This is a genomic window from Brachyspira murdochii DSM 12563 (genome assembly GCF_000092845.1).
GTDB lineage: Bacteria > Spirochaetota > Brachyspiria > Brachyspirales > Brachyspiraceae > Brachyspira > Brachyspira murdochii.
The window spans coordinates 2,103,826-2,122,463 of sequence record NC_014150.1 but is presented as its reverse complement, the minus strand read 5'-3'; the positions used below and the strand labels follow the sequence as shown (position 1 = coordinate 2,122,463).

The 18,638-nt window shown below is 31.1% G+C and carries 31 protein-coding genes; 3 read left to right on the top strand and 28 right to left on the bottom strand.

All coding sequences use genetic code 11. From position 1 onward, the window contains the following. Window positions 1-34: 34 nt before the first annotated feature. From BMUR_RS09400 to BMUR_RS09385, 4 genes are all read right to left on the bottom strand, one after another. The gene (locus BMUR_RS09400; RefSeq protein ID WP_013114329.1) at window positions 35-862 is read right to left on the bottom strand and encodes a sulfide/dihydroorotate dehydrogenase-like FAD/NAD-binding protein; all 828 of its coding nucleotides are present in this window, start codon (window positions 860-862) and stop codon (window positions 35-37) included. Between the two features lie 37 nt (window positions 863-899). Further along, on the bottom strand, window positions 900-1,331 hold the full coding sequence (gene rplS / locus BMUR_RS09395) for a 50S ribosomal protein L19 (protein WP_013114328.1): 432 nt from the start codon (window positions 1,329-1,331) through the stop codon (window positions 900-902). A 184-nt stretch (window positions 1,332-1,515) separates the two neighbouring features. After that, the gene (locus tag BMUR_RS09390) at window positions 1,516-2,550 is read right to left on the bottom strand and encodes a LacI family DNA-binding transcriptional regulator (RefSeq protein ID WP_013114327.1); all 1,035 of its coding nucleotides are present in this window, start codon (window positions 2,548-2,550) and stop codon (window positions 1,516-1,518) included. A 118-nt stretch (window positions 2,551-2,668) separates the two neighbouring features. Continuing rightward, a complete protein-coding gene (locus BMUR_RS09385; protein WP_013114326.1) occupies window positions 2,669-3,277 on the bottom strand; it encodes a LemA family protein in 609 nt (202 codons plus the stop codon). A 241-nt stretch (window positions 3,278-3,518) separates the two neighbouring features. Here BMUR_RS09385 and BMUR_RS09380 point away from each other — a divergent pair, with 241 nt between their 5' ends. The 3 genes from BMUR_RS09380 (at window position 3,519) to BMUR_RS09370 (ending at window position 5,815) form a co-directional block, all read left to right on the top strand. After that, on the top strand, window positions 3,519-4,262 hold the full coding sequence (locus BMUR_RS09380; RefSeq protein ID WP_013114325.1) for a basic amino acid ABC transporter substrate-binding protein: 744 nt from the start codon (window positions 3,519-3,521) through the stop codon (window positions 4,260-4,262). Window positions 4,263-4,380: 118 nt separating this feature from the next. Further along, window positions 4,381-5,094: an amino acid ABC transporter permease gene (locus BMUR_RS09375; protein ID WP_013114324.1), complete on the top strand. Its 714-nt coding sequence runs from the start codon at window positions 4,381-4,383 to the stop codon at window positions 5,092-5,094. Then, window positions 5,087-5,815, top strand: coding sequence for an amino acid ABC transporter ATP-binding protein (locus BMUR_RS09370; protein ID WP_013114323.1), 729 nt, complete (start codon window positions 5,087-5,089; stop codon window positions 5,813-5,815). The genes BMUR_RS09375 and BMUR_RS09370 overlap by 8 nt, the downstream gene beginning before the upstream one ends. A gap of 129 nt (window positions 5,816-5,944) precedes the next feature. Here the strand turns inward: BMUR_RS09370 and BMUR_RS09365 are convergent, their stop codons facing one another. The 24 genes from BMUR_RS09365 to rpsC form a co-directional block, all read right to left on the bottom strand. Then, a complete protein-coding gene (locus BMUR_RS09365) occupies window positions 5,945-6,541 on the bottom strand; it encodes a Smr/MutS family protein (RefSeq protein ID WP_013114322.1) in 597 nt (198 codons plus the stop codon). 25 nt (window positions 6,542-6,566) lie between these two features. Continuing rightward, window positions 6,567-8,057 (bottom strand): transcription termination factor Rho, encoded by a 1,491-nt coding sequence (gene rho, locus BMUR_RS09360; protein WP_013114321.1) that lies wholly within the window; start codon window positions 8,055-8,057, stop codon window positions 6,567-6,569. A 132-nt stretch (window positions 8,058-8,189) separates the two neighbouring features. Further along, on the bottom strand, window positions 8,190-8,576 hold the full coding sequence (gene rplQ / locus BMUR_RS09355) for a 50S ribosomal protein L17 (protein ID WP_013114320.1): 387 nt from the start codon (window positions 8,574-8,576) through the stop codon (window positions 8,190-8,192). A 33-nt stretch (window positions 8,577-8,609) separates the two neighbouring features. Continuing rightward, window positions 8,610-9,584: a DNA-directed RNA polymerase subunit alpha gene (locus BMUR_RS09350; protein WP_013114319.1), complete on the bottom strand. Its 975-nt coding sequence runs from the start codon at window positions 9,582-9,584 to the stop codon at window positions 8,610-8,612. 30 nt (window positions 9,585-9,614) lie between these two features. After that, window positions 9,615-10,241 carry a 30S ribosomal protein S4 gene (rpsD, locus tag BMUR_RS09345; RefSeq protein ID WP_013114318.1) on the bottom strand — a complete coding sequence of 209 codons (627 nt, stop codon included), beginning with the start codon at window positions 10,239-10,241 and terminating at the stop codon, window positions 9,615-9,617. A gap of 38 nt (window positions 10,242-10,279) precedes the next feature. Then, on the bottom strand, window positions 10,280-10,690 hold the full coding sequence (gene rpsK / locus BMUR_RS09340) for a 30S ribosomal protein S11 (protein WP_008723418.1): 411 nt from the start codon (window positions 10,688-10,690) through the stop codon (window positions 10,280-10,282). A 16-nt stretch (window positions 10,691-10,706) separates the two neighbouring features. Continuing rightward, entirely contained in the window at window positions 10,707-11,096 is a 390-nt protein-coding gene (gene rpsM / locus BMUR_RS09335; RefSeq protein ID WP_008723417.1) for a 30S ribosomal protein S13, read from the bottom strand. Between the two features lie 22 nt (window positions 11,097-11,118). Further along, entirely contained in the window at window positions 11,119-11,235 is a 117-nt protein-coding gene (rpmJ, locus tag BMUR_RS09330; protein WP_008723415.1) for a 50S ribosomal protein L36, read from the bottom strand. A gap of 24 nt (window positions 11,236-11,259) precedes the next feature. Beyond that, a complete protein-coding gene (gene infA, locus BMUR_RS09325) occupies window positions 11,260-11,478 on the bottom strand; it encodes a translation initiation factor IF-1 (RefSeq protein ID WP_008727096.1) in 219 nt (72 codons plus the stop codon). A gap of 4 nt (window positions 11,479-11,482) precedes the next feature. Beyond that, window positions 11,483-12,823 (bottom strand): preprotein translocase subunit SecY, encoded by a 1,341-nt coding sequence (secY, locus tag BMUR_RS09320; protein ID WP_013114317.1) that lies wholly within the window; start codon window positions 12,821-12,823, stop codon window positions 11,483-11,485. An 11-nt stretch (window positions 12,824-12,834) separates the two neighbouring features. Beyond that, the gene (gene rplO / locus BMUR_RS09315) at window positions 12,835-13,323 is read right to left on the bottom strand and encodes a 50S ribosomal protein L15 (protein WP_013114316.1); all 489 of its coding nucleotides are present in this window, start codon (window positions 13,321-13,323) and stop codon (window positions 12,835-12,837) included. A gap of 11 nt (window positions 13,324-13,334) precedes the next feature. Next, window positions 13,335-13,514, bottom strand: coding sequence for a 50S ribosomal protein L30 (gene rpmD / locus BMUR_RS09310; RefSeq protein ID WP_013114315.1), 180 nt, complete (start codon window positions 13,512-13,514; stop codon window positions 13,335-13,337). Next, window positions 13,514-14,032, bottom strand: coding sequence for a 30S ribosomal protein S5 (gene rpsE / locus BMUR_RS09305; protein ID WP_013114314.1), 519 nt, complete (start codon window positions 14,030-14,032; stop codon window positions 13,514-13,516). Before rpsE ends, rpmD begins: the two co-directional genes overlap by 1 nt. An 11-nt stretch (window positions 14,033-14,043) precedes the next feature. Next, a complete protein-coding gene (gene rplR, locus BMUR_RS09300) occupies window positions 14,044-14,400 on the bottom strand; it encodes a 50S ribosomal protein L18 (RefSeq protein WP_013114313.1) in 357 nt (118 codons plus the stop codon). Between the two features lie 10 nt (window positions 14,401-14,410). Next, complete coding sequence (gene rplF, locus BMUR_RS09295) at window positions 14,411-14,983, bottom strand: 50S ribosomal protein L6 (protein ID WP_013114312.1); 573 nt, start codon at window positions 14,981-14,983, stop codon at window positions 14,411-14,413. Between the two features lie 21 nt (window positions 14,984-15,004). Next, on the bottom strand, window positions 15,005-15,406 hold the full coding sequence (gene rpsH / locus BMUR_RS09290) for a 30S ribosomal protein S8 (RefSeq protein WP_013114311.1): 402 nt from the start codon (window positions 15,404-15,406) through the stop codon (window positions 15,005-15,007). A gap of 17 nt (window positions 15,407-15,423) precedes the next feature. Further along, a complete protein-coding gene (locus BMUR_RS09285) occupies window positions 15,424-15,609 on the bottom strand; it encodes a type Z 30S ribosomal protein S14 (RefSeq protein WP_008723403.1) in 186 nt (61 codons plus the stop codon). After that, window positions 15,609-16,172: a 50S ribosomal protein L5 gene (gene rplE, locus BMUR_RS09280; protein WP_013114310.1), complete on the bottom strand. Its 564-nt coding sequence runs from the start codon at window positions 16,170-16,172 to the stop codon at window positions 15,609-15,611. Before rplE ends, BMUR_RS09285 begins: the two co-directional genes overlap by 1 nt. Window positions 16,173-16,187: 15 nt before the next feature. Then, window positions 16,188-16,529: a 50S ribosomal protein L24 gene (gene rplX / locus BMUR_RS09275; protein ID WP_013114309.1), complete on the bottom strand. Its 342-nt coding sequence runs from the start codon at window positions 16,527-16,529 to the stop codon at window positions 16,188-16,190. A gap of 1 nt (window position 16,530) precedes the next feature. Beyond that, a complete protein-coding gene (rplN, locus tag BMUR_RS09270) occupies window positions 16,531-16,899 on the bottom strand; it encodes a 50S ribosomal protein L14 (protein WP_013114308.1) in 369 nt (122 codons plus the stop codon). A gap of 5 nt (window positions 16,900-16,904) precedes the next feature. Beyond that, window positions 16,905-17,267 (bottom strand): 30S ribosomal protein S17, encoded by a 363-nt coding sequence (rpsQ, locus tag BMUR_RS14995; RefSeq protein WP_008723388.1) that lies wholly within the window; start codon window positions 17,265-17,267, stop codon window positions 16,905-16,907. Window positions 17,268-17,279: 12 nt separating this feature from the next. After that, window positions 17,280-17,486: a 50S ribosomal protein L29 gene (gene rpmC / locus BMUR_RS09260; RefSeq protein WP_013114307.1), complete on the bottom strand. Its 207-nt coding sequence runs from the start codon at window positions 17,484-17,486 to the stop codon at window positions 17,280-17,282. Continuing rightward, complete coding sequence (gene rplP, locus BMUR_RS09255) at window positions 17,486-17,899, bottom strand: 50S ribosomal protein L16 (protein ID WP_008723384.1); 414 nt, start codon at window positions 17,897-17,899, stop codon at window positions 17,486-17,488. Before rplP ends, rpmC begins: the two co-directional genes overlap by 1 nt. Continuing rightward, window positions 17,899-18,636 (bottom strand): 30S ribosomal protein S3, encoded by a 738-nt coding sequence (gene rpsC, locus BMUR_RS09250; RefSeq protein WP_013114306.1) that lies wholly within the window; start codon window positions 18,634-18,636, stop codon window positions 17,899-17,901. Before rpsC ends, rplP begins: the two co-directional genes overlap by 1 nt. Window positions 18,637-18,638: the final 2 nt, after the last annotated feature.

Here is an 18,638-nt window from a genome sequence, read left to right as displayed (position 1 = left end):
GCACTATAACTTTTAAATACAAATTAAACAAAAATTAATTAGCTAATTTTAAATTACATTCATGCTCTTCTTTTTTATACATAGCCTGTCTTTTCATAAGAAGGTCAAAATCAATCAAATGTCCGTCAAATTCAGGACCTTCAACGCATGCAAATTTAGTTTCATCTCCAACTTTCACTCTGCAGCAGCCGCACATACCAGTACCATCTATCATAATAGGGTTCAAACTAACAACTGTAGGAAGATTGTATTTTTTAGTAAGTATGGTTACAAATTTCATCATAATAGCAGGTCCGATAGCTATAACTTCAGATATTTTATCACCTCTGTCATAGATTCTTTCTATCATATTAGTAACAACACCTTTTTCTCCGTAGCTTCCATTGTCAGTACAAATAAGCACTTCATCAGATATTTTTCTCATCATATCTTCCATAATGATAAGTGATTTATCTCTGGCACCTAATATAGAGATAACTTTATTTCCAGCTTTATGATGAGCTTCCATTATAGGATGCAAAGGAGCAATACCAACACCGCCGCCTACACCTAAAACTATACCGTCTTTTTTCTCAATATGAGTAGGCTGTCCTAAAGGTCCTATAACATCTAATATTTCATCGCCCACCTGAAGCTCCATAAGTTTAGCAGTAGAATATCCTATACTTTGAGTTACTATAGTAATAGTTCCAGCTTCTGCGTCAGCATCGGCTATAGTAAGCGGTATTCTTTCACCTTTTTCATCTAATCTGAAAATAATAAAGTTACCTGCTTTACGATGCTTAGCTATATCAGGAGCTACAACTTTCATCATAAATACTTTTTCTGACCATTGCTCTCTGGCAACTATTTTATAGCCCATAAAAATTCTCCTTAAAAAATAACAAAATTAAAAAATATTATTCTGCTTTTGAAGAATCATTCTCTTCAGCTTTATTTTCTTCTGCAGTATTTTTAATCAAATCTGAATGTTTAGGGATTTTAACACCTAATCTTTCTACTAAGCGTGCCTTTTTACCAACTTTCTTTCTTAAGTAGTAAAGTTTAGCTCTTCTTACTTTAGCTTTACGTATAATATCAACATGATCTATTCTAGGAGAATTAAGAAGGAATATTCTCTCTACACCTACTCCGTAAGAGATTTTTCTTACTATAAAACTTTTATTAATGCCTTTGCCGCGTATAGAAATAACAGTTCCTTCATAAGCCTGTAATCTTTCTCTGTCGCCTTCGATAATTTTAACCCATACTTTTACTGTATCACCTATTTCAAAAGGCAAAATAGCTTCTTTTTTATATTTTGCTTCTACTAATCTTATCTTTTGCTCCATTTTATATCTCCTAATAAATTTATTAATATTATTTAATTTCTAATTTTGAAAAAGTAAACAAATATAACATCATAAAATATAGTTGCAATATTTTAGCATAATATGTTAATTTTATCAAGTAAAATTATCAAATAATTTTTGTACAAAAACGAATATAATGTATAAATATATAATATTATTATAATCAAATACTCAAATTCTCCAAAAATATTACTTTAGAATCTGATACTTTCCAATTATTAGTTATATTATTTTTGTAAAGCATTTCAAACATCATTTTACCGGCATCATACCCCTCCATAAATACCTCTTCCATAACAGTAAATGATATAATACCAGACTTAATTAAAGATTTTATACTTCCTGCCATACCATGAGTTACTATTTTTTTACCATTTAATATATTTTTATCTATTATGTCGTATATTTCCTGAGCATATCTGTTTATATAAATACCTTTGATATCATATTTGCCGCACATTTCTTTGATTGTATGAATGCTGTCTTCTATATTACCGCATAGTATAGGACCTAATATGCTTATATTTGTATTCCTTATCCTCTCTAAAAAACCCTCTAAATACATTCCGGAAGATATTTTATCATCACCATTATCTATTATAAGAAGTCCCTCATCATCTCTAAGAAGATTAGAAACTATACCGCCTGCCATAGCCCCCTGTTTTATATGATTAGGACCAACATGAGCAATATTTTCAGAAAGTCTTGTGCCTATAGATATTATTTTCATCTTATTAAAATAAGGCTTTAGAATATCATAAATAATATCTCTATTTAAAGGCGTTATTATAAGTCCGTCTATATCATCTTCTTTTAATATTTTTTGAAGCAGTTCTATCTGCTTATCAGGAGAATGTATTTCTGTAGCCGTTATTTTTAGATTATAATTGTATATTGAATATTCTTTTGATACTGTATTTAAACCTCTTATAATTTCGCTTGTATAAAACTCATTAAAAGAATGTGCTACTAAACAATGAACAACCTTTTCTTTTTGATTGGCTAAAGAACTGCCTATATAATTTTTTTCATAATTGAGCTTTGAAGCTAATTCAAGTATTTTTGATTTTGTTTCTTCTTTAATAAACTCACTTCCGTTTATAGCCCTTGCAACTGTCGTTCTGCTTATTCCAAGTCTTTTTGCTATTTCTTTCTGAGTTACCCTCTTTAGGTTTTTTAAATCTTCTATATTATTCATAAAATTATCTATATTTATAAAGTTTATATGTTTAAATAAATATTGCCTGCGTATATTATATTAAAACTTAAATTTTTTGCAAACACAATAATATACAATAAATATATATTTTTAATAATTATTGAAACATATGTGCAGTTTGTGCTATAATATTAGTACCAGTTTCAAATCTTAAAAAAGGAAATTTTCCCATTATTCCAGCTACTATACTAGATGGCGGGGTTGTGGTCAATTTATTATATTCTGCAACATAATCATTATAAAGAGAAATAGATTTTCTCTCGTCTTCTATTATAGGACGCATCTCATTTAATGCTGTTATATAATTTTGATTTGTTCTAAGAACTGGATAATTTCTTGCTGTATAATTAATTTTATCAATATTTTCTGTTATTCTAGCCTGAAGATACTGGTATTCCTGAAATGTCAAAGGCTTTTCTATGAGTGTGGCATCGGCTTCTATAGTTTTTACCCTTTGTATATAATTGCTTAATGAATGAAGTGTGTATATATCTATTCTAGGTATAACAGATACAGCATTATAATAGTTCTGCGAGGCTATATTTTTTTTATAATATATATCTATAATAGTATTTAAAGATTCTCTTGACAATTTTTCTTCTGTTAATATAGAAGTCTTAATAGATGTTGTAGATACTATCAAAAATATGCTTACAGCTATTATGTTTACTACTATAAATATTATCGCTACAGCAGAACCCCGCATTAATACCCCTATTCTTTATAAATTAATATAATTATACAATATATAGTTTTTTTATACAAATTTATTCATTTTCTTTATGTATTTAAACAGTTAATAATACATTTTGTAATCAGTATTTTTATTTTTTGCATTTACCTTGACTTTTTTATTTTATTATATAAAATTGTTTACAATAAAAAATTTTTATATGTAGTATTTTTTTTTTAATTAATTAACACTATAATAATTTAGGAGAATCAAAATGTTTAAAAATAATCTTTTTAAAATAATTATAGCTTTATCTATTGTTTTAACCGTATTCATAGGCTGTCAGAAAAAAGAAGACAAAAATAAACTCTATGTAGGAACAAATGCTGAGTTTGAACCTTTTGAATATAGAGAAGGCGATAAGATTGTTGGTTTTGATATAGATTTGATAAACGAAATTGCAAAATTAATAGGAGCTGAGATTGAAGTTGTAGACATGCAGTTTGACGGACTTCTTCCTGCTTTAGAAGCTAAAAAAATAGATCTTATAGTGGCAGGTATGACTGCAACAGAAGAAAGAAAACAGTTTGTTAATTTCTCTGATCCTTATTATAACTCTAAACAGTCTATAGTTGTACTTTCAAATAATACTGATATAACAACTTTTGATAATTTTGCTGGTAAAAAAGTAGGTGTAGTATTAGGATATACTGGAGATATTTTAGTTAGTGAAATGACTAATGTGGAAGTTCAAAAATTTAATGCTACTTCTGAAACTATATTAGCATTAAAATCACAAAAGGTTGATGCTGTAGTTTTAGACTATGAACCTGCTAAAAATTATGTAGCTCAAAATAATGAATTAAAACTAATAGAAACTGATTCTGCTACTGAAGAGTATTCTATAGCTATGAGAAAAGATGATACAGAACTTCTTACTAAAGTAAATGATGCTCTAAAAACTATTAATGAAAATGGAACTTATGAAACTTTACTTAATAAATATTTTGCAAATTAATTATAATTAAAAAAATATATATATATCTTTTCTTTAATTTAATTAATTTTTTATAACATAATTAAAATATTTATAAAAAACGTAAAGAGAAGATATATTTTTATAAAGGTTTATATATATGCTGGAATATTTGGAACTTCTTAAAGTAATATTCATATCCAATGGCAGATACATCTATATTATAAAAGGATTAATATTTTCTGTAGGAACAACTGCCCTTGCTACAGTTATTGGTATAGTATTAGGTATTTTTATTGCTCTGCTTCAGCTTTCAGAATTTTATCCATTCAAAAACTCAAAAAAATTTAGTAATTTTAATCCTCTTTCAAAAATAGCATTTTTATATGTCAATATTTTAAGAGGAACCCCTGTTGTTGTACAGCTTATGATATGGGCTAATGTTGTATTTGTTGATAGTTTAAGAGATACTCCCATACTTATTATAGCAGCTATTGCTTTTGGAATTAATTCCGGAGCTTATGTTGCTGAAATTATAAGAGCTGGCATACAGAGTTTGGATAAAGGACAGATGGAAGCAGCAAGAGCTTTGGGTATGAATTATTCGCTTTCTATGAAGGAAATTATAATACCGCAGGCTATAAAAAAAATACTTCCTCCGCTTGTAAGTGAGTTTATAGCACTTCTTAAAGAAACTTCTGTTGTAGGGTTTATAGGAGGAGTTGATTTACTTAGATCTGCTAATATCATTACAAGCCAAACTTATAGAGGTGTTGAACCTTTAATTGCTGTAGGTATAATATATTTTATACTGACTTCAATATTTGCTATGTTTATGAGAAAAGTTGAGGAGGGTTTGAGAGAAAGTGATTAAGATAAGAAACTTACATAAAAAATTCGGTAAACTAGAAGTTCTTAAAGGTATAGATGTTGACGTTAAAAAAGGTGAAATCATTGCCATAATAGGACCTTCCGGAAGCGGAAAATCAACATTCTTAAGATGCATTAATCGTCTTGAAGAGCCTTCAGAAGGCGACATTATCATAAACGGCAAAAATATTATGGATAAAGATACTGATATTAACCTCATGCGTCAGGAACTAGGAATGGTATTTCAGCATTTTAATTTGTTTCCTCATAAAACAGTTATGAACAATATTACTTTAGCTCCTATGAAAGTAAAAAAGATTTCAAAAGAGAATGCAGAAAAAAAAGCTATTGAACTACTAGAAAAGGTAGGATTAGTAGATAAAAAAGATGTATACCCTAATAAACTTTCTGGCGGGCAAAAACAAAGAATAGCTATAGCAAGAGCATTGGCAATGGAGCCGGATATTATGCTTTTTGATGAACCTACTTCAGCATTAGACCCTGAAATGATTAAAGAAGTTTTGGACGTTATGGTTGAGCTTGCAAGAGAAGGTATGACTATGCTTATAGTTACTCATGAAATGGGCTTTGCCAAAAATGTTGCTACTAGAATACTTTTTATGAATGACGGAAAAATATTGGAAGATGAAGAGCCTAATGAGTTTTTCTCTAATCCTAAACATGATAGAGTCAAAGATTTCTTGTATAAAGTATTACATAAATAGTTTTTGGTTTTAATATTTCTTAATAGATTTGTTTTAAAAATAATTTTATTTATGTTGAATGTAATAGAATATTAAGAACAAAATATAACTTTATTCTTAATAAAATTTAAGATATTATAAATTAACTTTCTATATATCCAAATAAATTATTTTAGCACCGCTTCCTCCAAGATTTATTGGAGCATCAGAAAAATATTTTATATAATTCTTTCCTTCTGTTAATAAATAATATTCGACTAAATTTTTTAATACTGGTATTCTATTTTCACTTCCAAAACCTTTGCCATGTATTATAAGAATAGGACTTATTTTATTTTTCTTACATTCATAAATAAAATGCTTAACTTCTATCAAAGCTCTGTCGCTTGTAAGTCCGTGCAAATCTAGTCTGTCTTTTGGAACGGCATTTTTTATATTAGGTTTGAATTTGGTATTGATTTTTCTGTCATGAATAGACTTTTTAGAATGATTAGTGCAATCGAGATTCTCAATTGCACTTAAAAACATTTCTTCATCTTCTTTTGTATAAGGTTTATTTTGTTTTAAAAAATTACTTTCTTTTAATTCTTTATTATTATTTTTATTAATTTCTTTATTTTTTTTATCTATATTTTCTTTTTTTGCATATTTAGTATTTTTTTTGTAATCAAAATCATCAGGAAAATATCCATGTTCTAAAAAAAATAAAAACAGTTTTCTATCTTCTTCTTCTGATTTTTTTGACATATAATGAATCCTAAAAACAACAATATTATGAATTTAATAATTTTAAAAACTCAGCATTATCTTTAGTAGAATTCATTTTATCAATAACAGTTTCTATTAGCTGATCCTCATCTATACCCTGAGACTGCATATATTTTCTTAAAGCCCACATCTTATTTTTCTCTTCTTCAGTAAGAAGTAAATCCTCTCTTCTAGTAGAAGAAGAATCAATATCAATAGCAGGAAAAAGTCTTCTATTTGCAAGTTTTCTATCTAAATGAAGCTCCATATTACCAGTACCTTTGAACTCTTCGTATATATAATCGTCCATTTTACTTCCAGTGTCCACCAAAGCAGAAGCTATTATAGTAAGAGAGCCTCCCTCTTCAATATTTCTAGCAGCACCAAAAAATCTTTTTGGTTTATGAAGAGCATTAGAATCCACTCCGCCTGTTAAAACCTTACCGCTTGCAGGAACTACTAAGTTATAAGCTCTTGAAAGTCTTGTAATAGAATCAAGTATTATAACAACATCATGCTTATTTTCTACAAGACGTTTAGCTTTTTCAAGCACCATTTCAGAAACCTGACAATGTTTATCTGGTGTTTCATCAAATGTAGAAGCAATAACCTCAGCCTCTGGAACTTGTCTTTTCATATCAGTAACTTCTTCAGGACGTTCATCTATGAGAAGTATAAAAAGTTTAATATCTGGATAGTTTTTACATATCGCATTAGCAATCTCCTGAAGCATCATAGTTTTACCTGCTTTAGGAGGAGCTACAATCAATCCTCTCTGACCTTTACCTATAGGAGAGACAAGATTAATAATACGTGTAGATATTTTATTTGGTGCAAATTCTAAGTCTATACGCTCATTAGGAAAAATCGGAGTTAATTTATCAAAATGAGGTCTTTTATAAAGATTATTAGGTTCTTCACCATTAACAGTTAAAATTTTAAGCAAAGCAAAAAATTTCTCTCCTGCATTATCTTTAGGAGGTCTTACTTCACCAGTAATGATATCCCCAGTTCTAAGACCAAAAAGTCTAATTTGAGCGGGAGAAATATATATATCGTCTGGACCAACCAAATAATTGCTATTTTGAGACCTTAAAAAACCAAAACCATCTTGTAAAGTTTCTAAAGTACCCTCAGCAATTATTTTACCTTCCATAGCATGCTGAGCTCTCACTATAGAGTGCATAAGTTCTTGCCGTCTGATATTATTAGAAGTATCTTTTTTTATACCATACCCTTCAGCAAATTCCAAAAGCTCTTCAAAAGTTAAACAGCTTAATTTACTAATATAAATATCATCAACAGGCTTATTCGATTTTTCATCTCTTACATCATTATCATAATTTTCATTGATATTAACAGCTTGTTCATCTTTAGAAACCATATCGTTATTTTCTTGTACAGTTTCAATCTGCTTGACAACTCTCTTTCTAACAACCTTTTTTGGCTGAGATGAAGGAGTTTCGACTTCTTCATTTTCATTAGATACTTTCACACGTTTTTTTTGGAAAGGCATAATAAATTCCTCCATAAACAACATCTACGTAAAGTTATAGCGAATACTCGCTATAACAAAACTATAGATATTATTTATATAATAATTTGCTTATATTAAGATTTATAAACCGATTTGTTTATTTTTATTTTATTATTTATTTTCAGTTTTAACAGAAGAGCTATCAGATTCGCAAAGCATAACTACGCACATATCTGCAGCATCACCGAATCTTTTATATGACAAAATTTTTCTTACATAACCGCCATTTTTATCAGCATATCTAGGAGCTATATCTTTAAAAAGTTTAGTAAGTATAGTCTTATCTTTAACATACTTAGCAGCCATTCTTCTATTGTGAACATTATCAACTTTAGCTTTATATATAATTTTATCAGCCAATTGTTTTATAGCTCTGCCTTTTTCTTTAGTAGTTTCTATTTTTTCATATTTCAATAGAGAAGTGAGCATATTAGAAAGCATAGCTTTTTTATGTGCACTTGTTCTATTAAATTTTTTTACTGTAACTCTATGTCTCATTTTACTATCCTTAAAAGTTTATTACCTTTTATATTAACCTCTCATACCAAGATGAGCACCATACTCTGCAAGCTTTTCTTTAATCTCTTCAATGATCATTTCATTAGCACCAATAAGTCTGAGCAAATCGGATTCACTTTTTACAGCTACTTTATCTAAAGTTTTAAGATCAGAAGCCATTAGGAAATTAGCAGTTCTAACAGAGAATTCAACTTCTTCAATATGTTTTCCCTTAAGAGAATCAAGAACAGAATCTTTAGGGGTTTCTTCTATTTTTTCATCATCACCATTAGCCTCTTCAGGATCCATAAAATGTTTTAAATTATCTCTTAAGATTTTAGCAGCTTGTGAAAGAGCTTTTTCTGGAGCTATATTACCTTTAGTTTCTATTTCAAGAGTAAGTTTTCCATAATCTATACGCTGACCTACTCTTATAGGGTCAACATTATATTTAACGCTGACAATAGGCGAGTATATAGCATCTATTGCTATAGCATTAACATCTTCTACAAGTTCAATATTCATTTCTGCAGGCACATAACTATATCCGCCTTCAATTTGAATATCCATTTCAAAGGTATAACCTTCTGCGATAGTAGCAATATAGTAATCCGGATTATGAACCTGAGCCTCATTATCATTAGCCACCAAATCTCCGGCAGTAATAGTACAAGGTCCTTCTTTTTTCATATGAATAGTTTTTGTTTCCAAACGATCTGGAAGCGAAACTACAACATTTTTAAGATGCATAATCATAACTATAGTGTCTTCTTTCATGCCGGGTACATTTTCAAATTCATTGCTTACACCATCTATTTTAATAGCGGTAATAGCATAACCAGGTATAGAAGATAATAATACTCTTCTTAAAGCATTGCCAACAGTAACTGCATATCCTCTTTCAAAGGGCTGAGCAATAAATTTTCCGTAAGTAGGAGTTAAATCTTTTTTCTCAAAAGTAACCCTGTGAGGATGTTTAATAGATTCTAATATTTCTTTTAATGCCATTCTTATAATACCCCTTATAAAAGAGTTCCATTACTTAGAATAGTACTCAATGATGAGCTGTTCATTGATAGGATACTCTATATGATCTCTTATAGGCAAAGTAACTATTTCTCCTGTTTTAGAAGAAAGATCTAAACTTAACCATGCTGGAACATATTCACTTTTTAAACCTTCTGCTATAGCTTTAACTTCACCTATAGCATTACCATTTTCAGTAAAAGAAATTTTATCTCCAACTTTTATACTGTATGAAGGAATTGACATTTTTTTACCATTAACTGATATAAAACCATGAGCTACGAATTGTCTAGCCTGATTTCTGCTTTTAGCGAAACCAAGTCTGTAAACAACATTATCTAAACGTAATTCTAATAATCTAAGTAAATTTTCACCAGATACACCAGCCACACGTATAGCTTCATGATAATAATTTCTAAATTGTTTTTCTAAAACACCATAAATACGTTTAACTTTTTGTTTTTCTCTCATCTGAATACCATATTCTGATAACTGTTTCATTTTACGGTTAACAGGACCTGGTACTTCTCTCTTTTTTGTTATAGCACATTTAGCAGTAAGACATCTTTCGCCTTTCAACATAAGTTTCATTTTTTCACGGCGGCATAATCTGCAGCTAGCATCTCTATATCTTGCCATATTATTTATCTCCTATTAATACAACTTAAATACAAATATTATATTCTTCTTCTTTTTCTAGGACGGCAGCCGTTATGAGGCATTGGAGTAACGTCCTTAATAAGTTTAACTTTAAGTCCGGAAGCTTCAACTGCTCTGATAGAGCTTTCTCTTCCCATTCCAGGACCTTTAACATAAACTTCTACTTCTCTCACACCCATTTCATAAGCTTTTTTAGATGCTTTTTCACTAGCAACCTGTGCTGCAAAAGGAGTAGACTTTTTACTGCTTTTATAATCTCCGTCTAAACCTGCACTAGCCCAAGATAGAGTGTCTCCATTTCTATCTGTTATAGTAACTATTGTATTATTAAAGCTAGCTTTTATATGTACTATACCAAAAGCTTCAACTTTTCTATCTTTTTTAATTTTTTTATCTTTTAGAGTTTTTTTACCTTTTTGAGTAGCCACTATTCTCCCCCATTAATTATTTTTTACCTGGTGCTTTTTTCTTACCAGCAATAGCTTTTCTAGCTCCGCCGCCTCTAGCATTACGCGAATTAGTACGTGTACGCTGACCATGTACCGGAAGCCTTTTAATATGACGCATTCCACGATATGAGTGAATATCTTTTAAACGCTTTATATTATTGTAAAGCTCTGTACGTAAATCACCTTCTACTTTAGTAGTGGCTTCTATAGCATCTCTTAAAGCTGTAATTTGTGCATCTGTTAAATCTTTAGCTTTAATAGAATAATCTATATTAGCTTTATCACAAATAACATGAGCAAGAGTGCGACCTATACCGTATATATCAGTAAGGGCTATTTCTATTCTTTTATTGTTTCTAATTTCAACACCCATTAAGCGTGCCATATTAATTATCTCCTTAAATTAATTACTTCTGTTTTTGTTTATGTCTTGGGTTTTTCTTACATATAACTCTAACTACGCCTTTTCTTTTAACTATCTGACAGTCATTACAGCGTTTTTTTATAGAACTTTTTACTTTCATTGTAACTAATCTCCAATTAATTTATTACTTATAACGATAAATTATTCTGCCCTTTGTTAAATCATAGGGAGACATTTCTATAGTTACTTTATCACCGGGAAGTATGCGGATAAAATTCATACGCATCTTACCTGATATATGAGCCAATATCTTATGACCATTCTCTAGCTCTACTCTAAAAGTAGCATTTGGAAGAGGCTCTACAACTGTACCCTCTACTTCTATAGTTTCTCTATCAGCCATATTGTTACCTTCTAACCTTAGATTTCTTCAATATGCCATCATAGTTATGCATTTGTAAATAGGATTCTATTTGCTTTAATAACTCAACGGCAACACTTACACTAATCATTACTGATGTTCCGCCCATCAAATAAACAAGAGAATTATTTGTACCTCTAAAAGGTGCAAATATAGGTATCTTAGACATTAAGTCTGGAAATACTGCTATAGCTGCCAAAAATATTGAACCGCCTATAGTTATTCTGCTTAATACTGTCTTAAGATATTCTGCTGTTTGAGTACCAGGTCTGTAACCAGGTATAAAACCGCCTGATTTTTTAAGATTCTCTGCTATATCGTCTGGATTAAATTGTACTGATGTATAAACATAGGCAAACATTATAACTAAAAGACAATAAAGAATGATATATGCCCAACTTCCATAAGAGAAGAATCTAAGCAAGGCATCAAGCCATCTCCACTGAACGCCTCTAGTTAAACTAGCTATCTGAGCTGGAATTGCCATTAAAGCAGAAGCGAATATTATAGGTATAACTCCGGACGGGTTGATTTTGAAAGGTATATGAGTTGATTGAGCTCCGAATACTTTTCTGCCAACCACACGTTTAGCATACTGAACAGGTATTCTTCTCTGTCCGCTTTCTTCATAAACTACACAGAATATAACTATTGCAAAAATTATGAAGAAAAGAACTATAACTAAAGAGTTTAAATATTCACTTTCTCTTTTCTGTATAACATCATAAACACCAGCAGGAATACGAGCAACAATACCAGCAAAAATTATAACAGATATACCGTTACCAAGGCCGCGTTCTGTAATTTGGTCACCTAGCCACATTAAGAACATGGTACCGGCAGTAGCTGTTACAACTACTAATAATATAAATCCTATACCCGGATTCATAAATATCATAGCACCTTCATTTATACTCTGTATCCAACTAGCCATAGCTGCAGATTGTACTATACAAAGAACAAGTGTTAAATATCTAACATACTGATTTATCTTTTTACGACCGCTTTCACCTTCTTTCTGCATTCTTTCGAGTGCAGGTATTACTACCCCAAGAAGCTGCATTATAATAGAAGCAGAAATATAAGGCATTATACCAAGTGCCAATATAGAAAATCTAAATAAAGCACCGCCTGAAAATAAATCCATTATAGTCAAAAGTCCTGCACCGCCTTGCGATGAGGATAAAAAGCCTAAAAGGGCTGCAGGATCTATACCAGGTGTAGGAATATGGCTTCCTATTCTATAAACTAAAATAGCTATAATAGTGAATAATATTCTGCTTCTTAATTCCTGTACCTTAAATATATTAGCTAATGATTTCAACATTATTATTTACCTTAAGATTTTTTATCTTCTTTTTTTCTAATATATTTTTTACGTTCATGTATTATAACTTTACCGCCGGATTTCTCAATTTTTTCTATAGCTTTTTTGCTAGCCATATCAACTGTAATAGTAACAGCATTTTTTACTTCACCCATAGAAAGAAGTTTAATATAATCTCTTTTAGATGAAAGGAAACCCAATTTTAGTAAAGTTTCTCTGCTTATTTCATTACCAATAGAATCTAAATCACCAACATTGATAACATTTACACATTTTTTAAAAGCTGCATTAGTAAATCCGCTTTTAGGGATTCTTCTATGCAAAGGCATTTGTCCGCCTTCAAAACCAGCTCTTCTGCTGTATCCAGAACGAGACTGTGCTCCTTTATCACCTCTGCCTGCAGTACATCCCCAACCAGAACCTTGACCGCGTCCTACTCTATGACGTTTTTTACTTGACCCTTTAGGAGCTCTTAATATTTTTGTATTTTCTTGTGCCATTGTTAAGAACCTCACTTATACTCTACTTTAAGAAGATGTGATATTTTATTTATCATTCCATTTATTTGAGGAGTTGCTTCATGTTCTACAACTCTTTTACTCTTTTTAAAACCTAAAGCTACAACAGTATCTCTTTGAGACTTCTCATAGCCTATAGGAGATTTAACTAATGTTATTACAACTTTAGCCATTATTCTGCCCTCCCATAAATCTGGTCTATACTAATTCCTCTTTTATTAGCCATATGCTCTACTGTTTTCAAAGATTTCAAACCTTCAAAAGTAGCTTTAGCTAGGTTCATTGAATTGTTATTACCTAAAGACTTAGAAAGAATATTTTTTACACCAGCTAATTCTAATACAGCACGTGCAGGACCGCCTGAAATTACTCCAGTACCTTTAGAAGCTGGTTTCATAATAATTCTGCTGCTTCTAAATACTCCGACTGTATTATGCGGTATAGTTTCACCTTTTAAGTTAACTTCTATCATGTTTTTCTTAGCTTGTTCTATAGCTTTTCTAATAGCATCTGGTACTTCGTTTGCTTTACCATAACCTAAACCAACATGACCATTCTTATCACCTAAAACCATTAAAGCGGCAAATCTAAAACGTCTTCCGCCTTTCATAACTTTAGCAACTCTGTTTAAAGTTATAAGGCGTTCTTCGTACATACTTTTTTCTTCGTTGTTGTTTATATCGTGTGCCAAGGTCATACTCCTTAAAATTTCAATCCTGCTTCACGAGCACCGTCAGCCAAGGATTTTATTTTTCCATGATATATATAGCCGTTTCTATCGAATACAACTTCACTTATATTTTTTTCTTTTGCTCTAGCGGCTAAAATTTTTCCTATTTCTTTAGCTATATCAGCATTTTTACCGCTTTTTAAATCTTTTTCCTGAGAAGATGCTGATACTAAAGTAATACCTTTACTATCATCTATTATTTGAGCAGATACATATTTAAGACTTTTATAAACTGTAAGTCTAGGACGCTCAGAGCTTCCTTCTATTTTTATACGTATACTTCTTTTTCTTCTTTCACGTTGAGCTTTAATTTTTTCTCTTAAACCCATAGCTTACCCCTTACTTAGCAGCTTTTTTACTTTCTTTCATTTTTACATGCTCGCCTTCAAATCTAACACCTTTACCTTTATAAGGTTCAACAGGTCTTTTCTTTTTGATATTCATAGCGAGCTCGCCTACTTGTTCTTTATCATTACCTTCAATAACTATCTTTGTGTCTTTTTCTACTGTTACTTTAACACCTTCAGGTATTTTCATTTTAACATCACTAGAAAAACCTAATTGTAAAGTTATAATGTCTCCTTGTACATTAGAACGGTAACCTGTACCTTCTAACTGAAGCACTTTTTTATATCCAGTATTTACACCTTCTATCATATTAGAAATAAGTTTCCACACCAAACCTAGTTGTGCAGAATATTTAGCTTTATTTTCTTTAATAGCTTTTTCGTCAGTACTTTCAATCTTAGGAGGTTTAACCCAAAGAGAATTATTTTCAAGTTCAAGTATTATATAATCAAAAAACTCTCTTGTCAACTCCCCTCTTTTACCTTTTACGATTACTTTATGTCCGTCTACTTTAACTTCAACGCCCTGAGGTATCGCTATAGGTTTGTTTGCTAATCTACTCATTATTAATACCCTCTTAATTTATTACCAAACGTAGCATAAAACTTCGCCGCCAACATTTTCTTTTCTAGCTTCTTTATCTGTCATAACTCCTTTGCTTGTAGATATTACAGATATACCGAAACCATTTTTTACTTGAGGTATAGTATCTACTGAGGTATAAACTCTCAAACCCGGAGTTGATACTCTTTGAATGCCCTCTATTACTGAACTTCCCTCATAATATTTCAAGTCTATTTCTATGCGGAAGAAATTTTTATCTTTTACTTCTACTTTTTTGAAGTCATTAATATATCCTTCTTTCTTCAAAATTGCAAGTATATTTTCCATTTTTGTAGAAAAAGGTATAGTAACAGCCTCTTTTTTTGCTCTACATCCGTTTCTAATTATAGTTAAAGCATCTGCTATTGGATCATGTACGCTCATTTATATAACTCCTTAAATTACCAACTAGACTTAGTTACGCCCGGTATTAAACCTTTATTAGCTAAATCTCTGAAACATATTCTGCACATCTTGTACTGTCTTATGTAAGCACGAGGTCTGCCGCATATTGGGCATCTGTTATATTGTCTTGTTTTATATTTTTGTTTTTTTGTAGCTTTAACTTTAAGTGCCAATCTAGCCATTATTTATTCTCCTGACTTTTAGGTGCAGCACGGAATGGCAAACCTACTCTTTCTAATAAAGTACGTGCCATATCGTCATTATCTGCAGTAGTTACTATTGTTATATTTAAGCCTTTTACAGCATCTGTTTTATCAAAACTTATTTCTGGAAATATAGTATGTTCTTTTATTCCTAAATTGTAATTACCTTTACCGTCAAATCCTCTTCTAGGAATACCTTGGAAGTCTCTTACCCTTGGTAATGCTATGAATATTAATCTCTCTAAGAAGTCATACATTCTCTCACCTCTTAAAGTTACACGGCAGCCTATAGGCATACCTTGTCTTAATTTGAAGTTAGCTATAGATTTTTTAGCTCTTGTTACAACAGCTCTTTGACCTGCTATTTGAGTCAATTCTTCTACAGCAGAATCAACATATTTTTTGTCTGTTACAGCCTGAGTTACTCCCATATTTATGATGATTTTTTCAATTTTAGGGATAGCCATTGTAGAGCTTAAATTCATATCTTTTAGCAGAGACTGTTTAATTTCGTTTTCATACCTATCTTTCAATACTGACATAATTTATTCTCCTACTTACTTATCAAGAAAATCGCCCGATTTTTTAGAATATCTTTTTAATTTTCCGTCTGCTTCTTTTCTTCCAACTCTAGTAGCTTTACCGCCTTTGTCAACTACCATTACATTGGATATATTTATTGAAGCTTCTTTTTCAACTATACCGCCTCTTTGATTCTCTTGAGTTTTAGGCATAGTCTTTTTAACCATATTGATATTTTTTACTAGAACTCTGCCTCTTTTTCTATCTATAGACAATACCTCGCCGCGTTCGCCACTTTGCTCTCCAGCTATTACCTCAACAGTATCGCCTTTTTTTACTTTATATTTTGTCTTACTTAAATCTTGTTTTTTTATCATATTATATTACCTCTGGTGCAAGTGATACTATCTTCATAAAGCCTCTGTCTCTAAGCTCGCGTGCTACTGGTCCGAATATACGTTTACCTCTAGGCTCTTTTTTATCATCTACTATAACAGCAGCATTCTCATCAAAACGTATATATGAACCGTCCGGACGTCTAACTTCTTTTTTAACTCTTACTATTACGGCTTTAACAACTTTACCTTTTTCTATAGAGCAAGTAGGTATTATATCTGTTACAGAGCAAACAATTACATCACCTAAAGTAGCATATCTGCGTCTGCTTCCGCCTAATACCTTAATACATTTTAACTTTTTCACGCCAGTGTTGTCGGCTACATTAAGAGTACTTGGTACTTGTATCATAATTCTTACTCTCCTTCAACCTGTGAAGAAACTGCTGCTTCTGGAGCATGTTTTTCACGTTTTAATACGCTTTCTACATCGCTGTCTATAGAATCTTTATCTATACGCTCTGCTTTCTTAATTATTTTTGTCAATCTAAATTTTTTATCTTTACTAAGAGGTCTGCACTCTATTACTCTTACTAAATCGCCTTCATGGCATTCGTTTTTTTCGTCATGAGCTTTATAGCGTTTATTTTTACTAATAGTTTTACCATAGAGCGGGTGTTTCTGCTTGCTTTCTACTTTTACAACTATAGTTTTATCCATTTTATCAGAAACTACAATTCCCTCAAGTACTCTTTTATATTTTTTTGCTTTGCTTTCCACAGTAATACCTCACTATTTTTTTATGCCAAGTTCATATTGACGAATAAATGTCTTAACTTTAGCTATATCTTTACGAGCTTTTTTAAGTTGATGTGTTTGTCTTGCATCGCCTACTACTTTTTCAAATCTATGCTCTTGATATTCTTTTTCTAATTTTAGAAGTTCACTTTTAAGCTCTTCTAAAGGCAATGACTTATAATCTTTTTTATTTTTAGCCATTATATAGCCTCCCTCTTAATGAACTTAGTTTTTATAGGAAGCTTGAAACCAGCTAGTCTGAAAGCTGATTGAGCCAATTCTTCTGGAACACCTGATATTTCAAATATTACTTTTCCAGGTTTAACTACAGCTACCCAATATTCAACGTTACCTTTACCTTTACCCATTCTAGTTTCAGCTGGTTTTTTAGTATAAGGTTTATCTGGAAATACTTTTATCCACATCTTACCTACACGTTTAACATGTCTTGATATAGCAATACGTGCAGCCTCAATTTGTCTATCTGTAAGCCATACAGGTTCTAATGCCATCAAACCATAATCTCCGAAAGTAAGATTACTTCCTCTTTTTGATTTGCCTTTCATTCTGCCTCTATGATGTTTACGATATTTCATTCTTGATGGTTGTAACATTATCTATCTCCTTTGGCACTGATAACTTTACCTGCATCATCTTGCTTATGTTCTTTTTTATCAAGAATTTCTCCCTTATAGATCCACACTTTTATTCCGATAATACCGAATGTAGTAAGTGCTTCTGCAGTGCCGTAATCTATATTAGCTCTTAATGTATGTAATGGTACTGAACCATTTTTATATTGTTCTGTTCTAGCAATATCAGCTCCTGCTAAACGTCCAGAACACATAACTTTTATTCCTTTAGCACCTTTCTTCATAGCTTGAGTTATAACGCTTTTCATAGCTCTTCTGAAAGCAACACGCATTTCTAATTGACGTGCTACGCTTTGTGCTGCTAATGCTGCATCTAACTCTGCATCTCTTATCTCTGTAATAGAGAAATGTACTGGTTTTTTAACCATTTTTTGAACTGCTGTTTTTACAGTTTCAACTCTCTGACCTTTAGGTCCTATTACAACACCTGCTCTTGCAGTAGAGATGAAAATATTGATTCTATCTGGGAAACGTACTATTTGTATATCAGATATAGCAGGGTCAAAAGACTCTTTTTTTCCGCCGATTTTCTTTTGTTCTTCTTTTAATGTTTTATAATAGTAATTCATTATATAGCGTCTGATAGATAAATCTTCATGCAAACTGTCTGCATAAGTTCTGCTATCTTCAAACCATTTACTAGACCAAGTTTTGTTAATTCCGAGTCTTAAACCTATTGGACTAACCTTTTGACCCATAG

What these genes read in the sequence shown, in the direction of transcription:
- rpmC (WP_013114307.1), bottom strand. Translation starts at nt 17,486, where the DNA reads ATGGCTAAAAATAAAAAAGATTATAAGTCATTGCCTTTAGAAGAGCTT.
- rho (WP_013114321.1), bottom strand. Translation starts at nt 8,057, where the DNA reads ATGCCTTTCCAAAAAAAACGTGTGAAAGTATCTAATGAAAATGAAGAA.
- rpsD (WP_013114318.1), bottom strand. Translation starts at nt 10,241, where the DNA reads ATGGCAAGATATAGAGATGCTAGCTGCAGATTATGCCGCCGTGAAAAA.
- rplP (WP_008723384.1), bottom strand. Translation starts at nt 17,899, where the DNA reads ATGTTACAACCATCAAGAATGAAATATCGTAAACATCATAGAGGCAGA.
- BMUR_RS09350 (WP_013114319.1), bottom strand. Translation starts at nt 9,584, where the DNA reads ATGGCATTAAAAGAAATATTAGAATCTATTAAACATCCTCACAGGGTT.
- rplN (WP_013114308.1), bottom strand. Translation starts at nt 16,899, where the DNA reads ATGATACAAGTACCAAGTACTCTTAATGTAGCCGACAACACTGGCGTG.
- rplS (WP_013114328.1), bottom strand. Translation starts at nt 1,331, where the DNA reads ATGGAGCAAAAGATAAGATTAGTAGAAGCAAAATATAAAAAAGAAGCT.
- rplO (WP_013114316.1), bottom strand. Translation starts at nt 13,323, where the DNA reads ATGGCACAAGAAAATACAAAAATATTAAGAGCTCCTAAAGGGTCAAGT.
- rplQ (WP_013114320.1), bottom strand. Translation starts at nt 8,576, where the DNA reads ATGAGACATAGAGTTACAGTAAAAAAATTTAATAGAACAAGTGCACAT.
- rpsC (WP_013114306.1), bottom strand. Translation starts at nt 18,636, where the DNA reads ATGGGTCAAAAGGTTAGTCCAATAGGTTTAAGACTCGGAATTAACAAA.
- BMUR_RS09375 (WP_013114324.1), top strand. Translation starts at nt 4,381, where the DNA reads ATGCTGGAATATTTGGAACTTCTTAAAGTAATATTCATATCCAATGGC.
- rplF (WP_013114312.1), bottom strand. Translation starts at nt 14,983, where the DNA reads ATGAGTAGATTAGCAAACAAACCTATAGCGATACCTCAGGGCGTTGAA.
- BMUR_RS09390 (WP_013114327.1), bottom strand. Translation starts at nt 2,550, where the DNA reads ATGAATAATATAGAAGATTTAAAAAACCTAAAGAGGGTAACTCAGAAA.
- secY (WP_013114317.1), bottom strand. Translation starts at nt 12,823, where the DNA reads ATGTTGAAATCATTAGCTAATATATTTAAGGTACAGGAATTAAGAAGC.
- BMUR_RS09385 (WP_013114326.1), bottom strand. Translation starts at nt 3,277, where the DNA reads ATGCGGGGTTCTGCTGTAGCGATAATATTTATAGTAGTAAACATAATA.
- infA (WP_008727096.1), bottom strand. Translation starts at nt 11,478, where the DNA reads ATGGCTGATAGAGAAACTATAGAAGTAGAGGGTACAGTTGTAGAGCCT.
- BMUR_RS09400 (WP_013114329.1), bottom strand. Translation starts at nt 862, where the DNA reads ATGGGCTATAAAATAGTTGCCAGAGAGCAATGGTCAGAAAAAGTATTT.
- rpmJ (WP_008723415.1), bottom strand. Translation starts at nt 11,235, where the DNA reads ATGAAAGTAAAAAGTTCTATAAAAAAACGCTGTAATGACTGTCAGATA.
- rpsM (WP_008723417.1), bottom strand. Translation starts at nt 11,096, where the DNA reads ATGGCACGCTTAATGGGTGTTGAAATTAGAAACAATAAAAGAATAGAA.
- rplE (WP_013114310.1), bottom strand. Translation starts at nt 16,172, where the DNA reads ATGTCAGTATTGAAAGATAGGTATGAAAACGAAATTAAACAGTCTCTG.
- BMUR_RS09285 (WP_008723403.1), bottom strand. Translation starts at nt 15,609, where the DNA reads ATGGCTAGATTGGCACTTAAAGTTAAAGCTACAAAAAAACAAAAATAT.
- rplX (WP_013114309.1), bottom strand. Translation starts at nt 16,529, where the DNA reads ATGATAAAAAAACAAGATTTAAGTAAGACAAAATATAAAGTAAAAAAA.
- rpsH (WP_013114311.1), bottom strand. Translation starts at nt 15,406, where the DNA reads ATGAGCGTACATGATCCAATAGCAGATGCTTTAACTATAATTAGAAAC.
- BMUR_RS09380 (WP_013114325.1), top strand. Translation starts at nt 3,519, where the DNA reads ATGTTTAAAAATAATCTTTTTAAAATAATTATAGCTTTATCTATTGTT.
- rpmD (WP_013114315.1), bottom strand. Translation starts at nt 13,514, where the DNA reads ATGGCTAAAGTTGTAATAACATTAGTTAAATCTCCTATAGGCTATGAG.
- BMUR_RS09365 (WP_013114322.1), bottom strand. Translation starts at nt 6,541, where the DNA reads ATGTCAAAAAAATCAGAAGAAGAAGATAGAAAACTGTTTTTATTTTTT.
- rplR (WP_013114313.1), bottom strand. Translation starts at nt 14,400, where the DNA reads ATGGGTTTAAGAGAAAAAATTAAAGCTCAACGTGAAAGAAGAAAAAGA.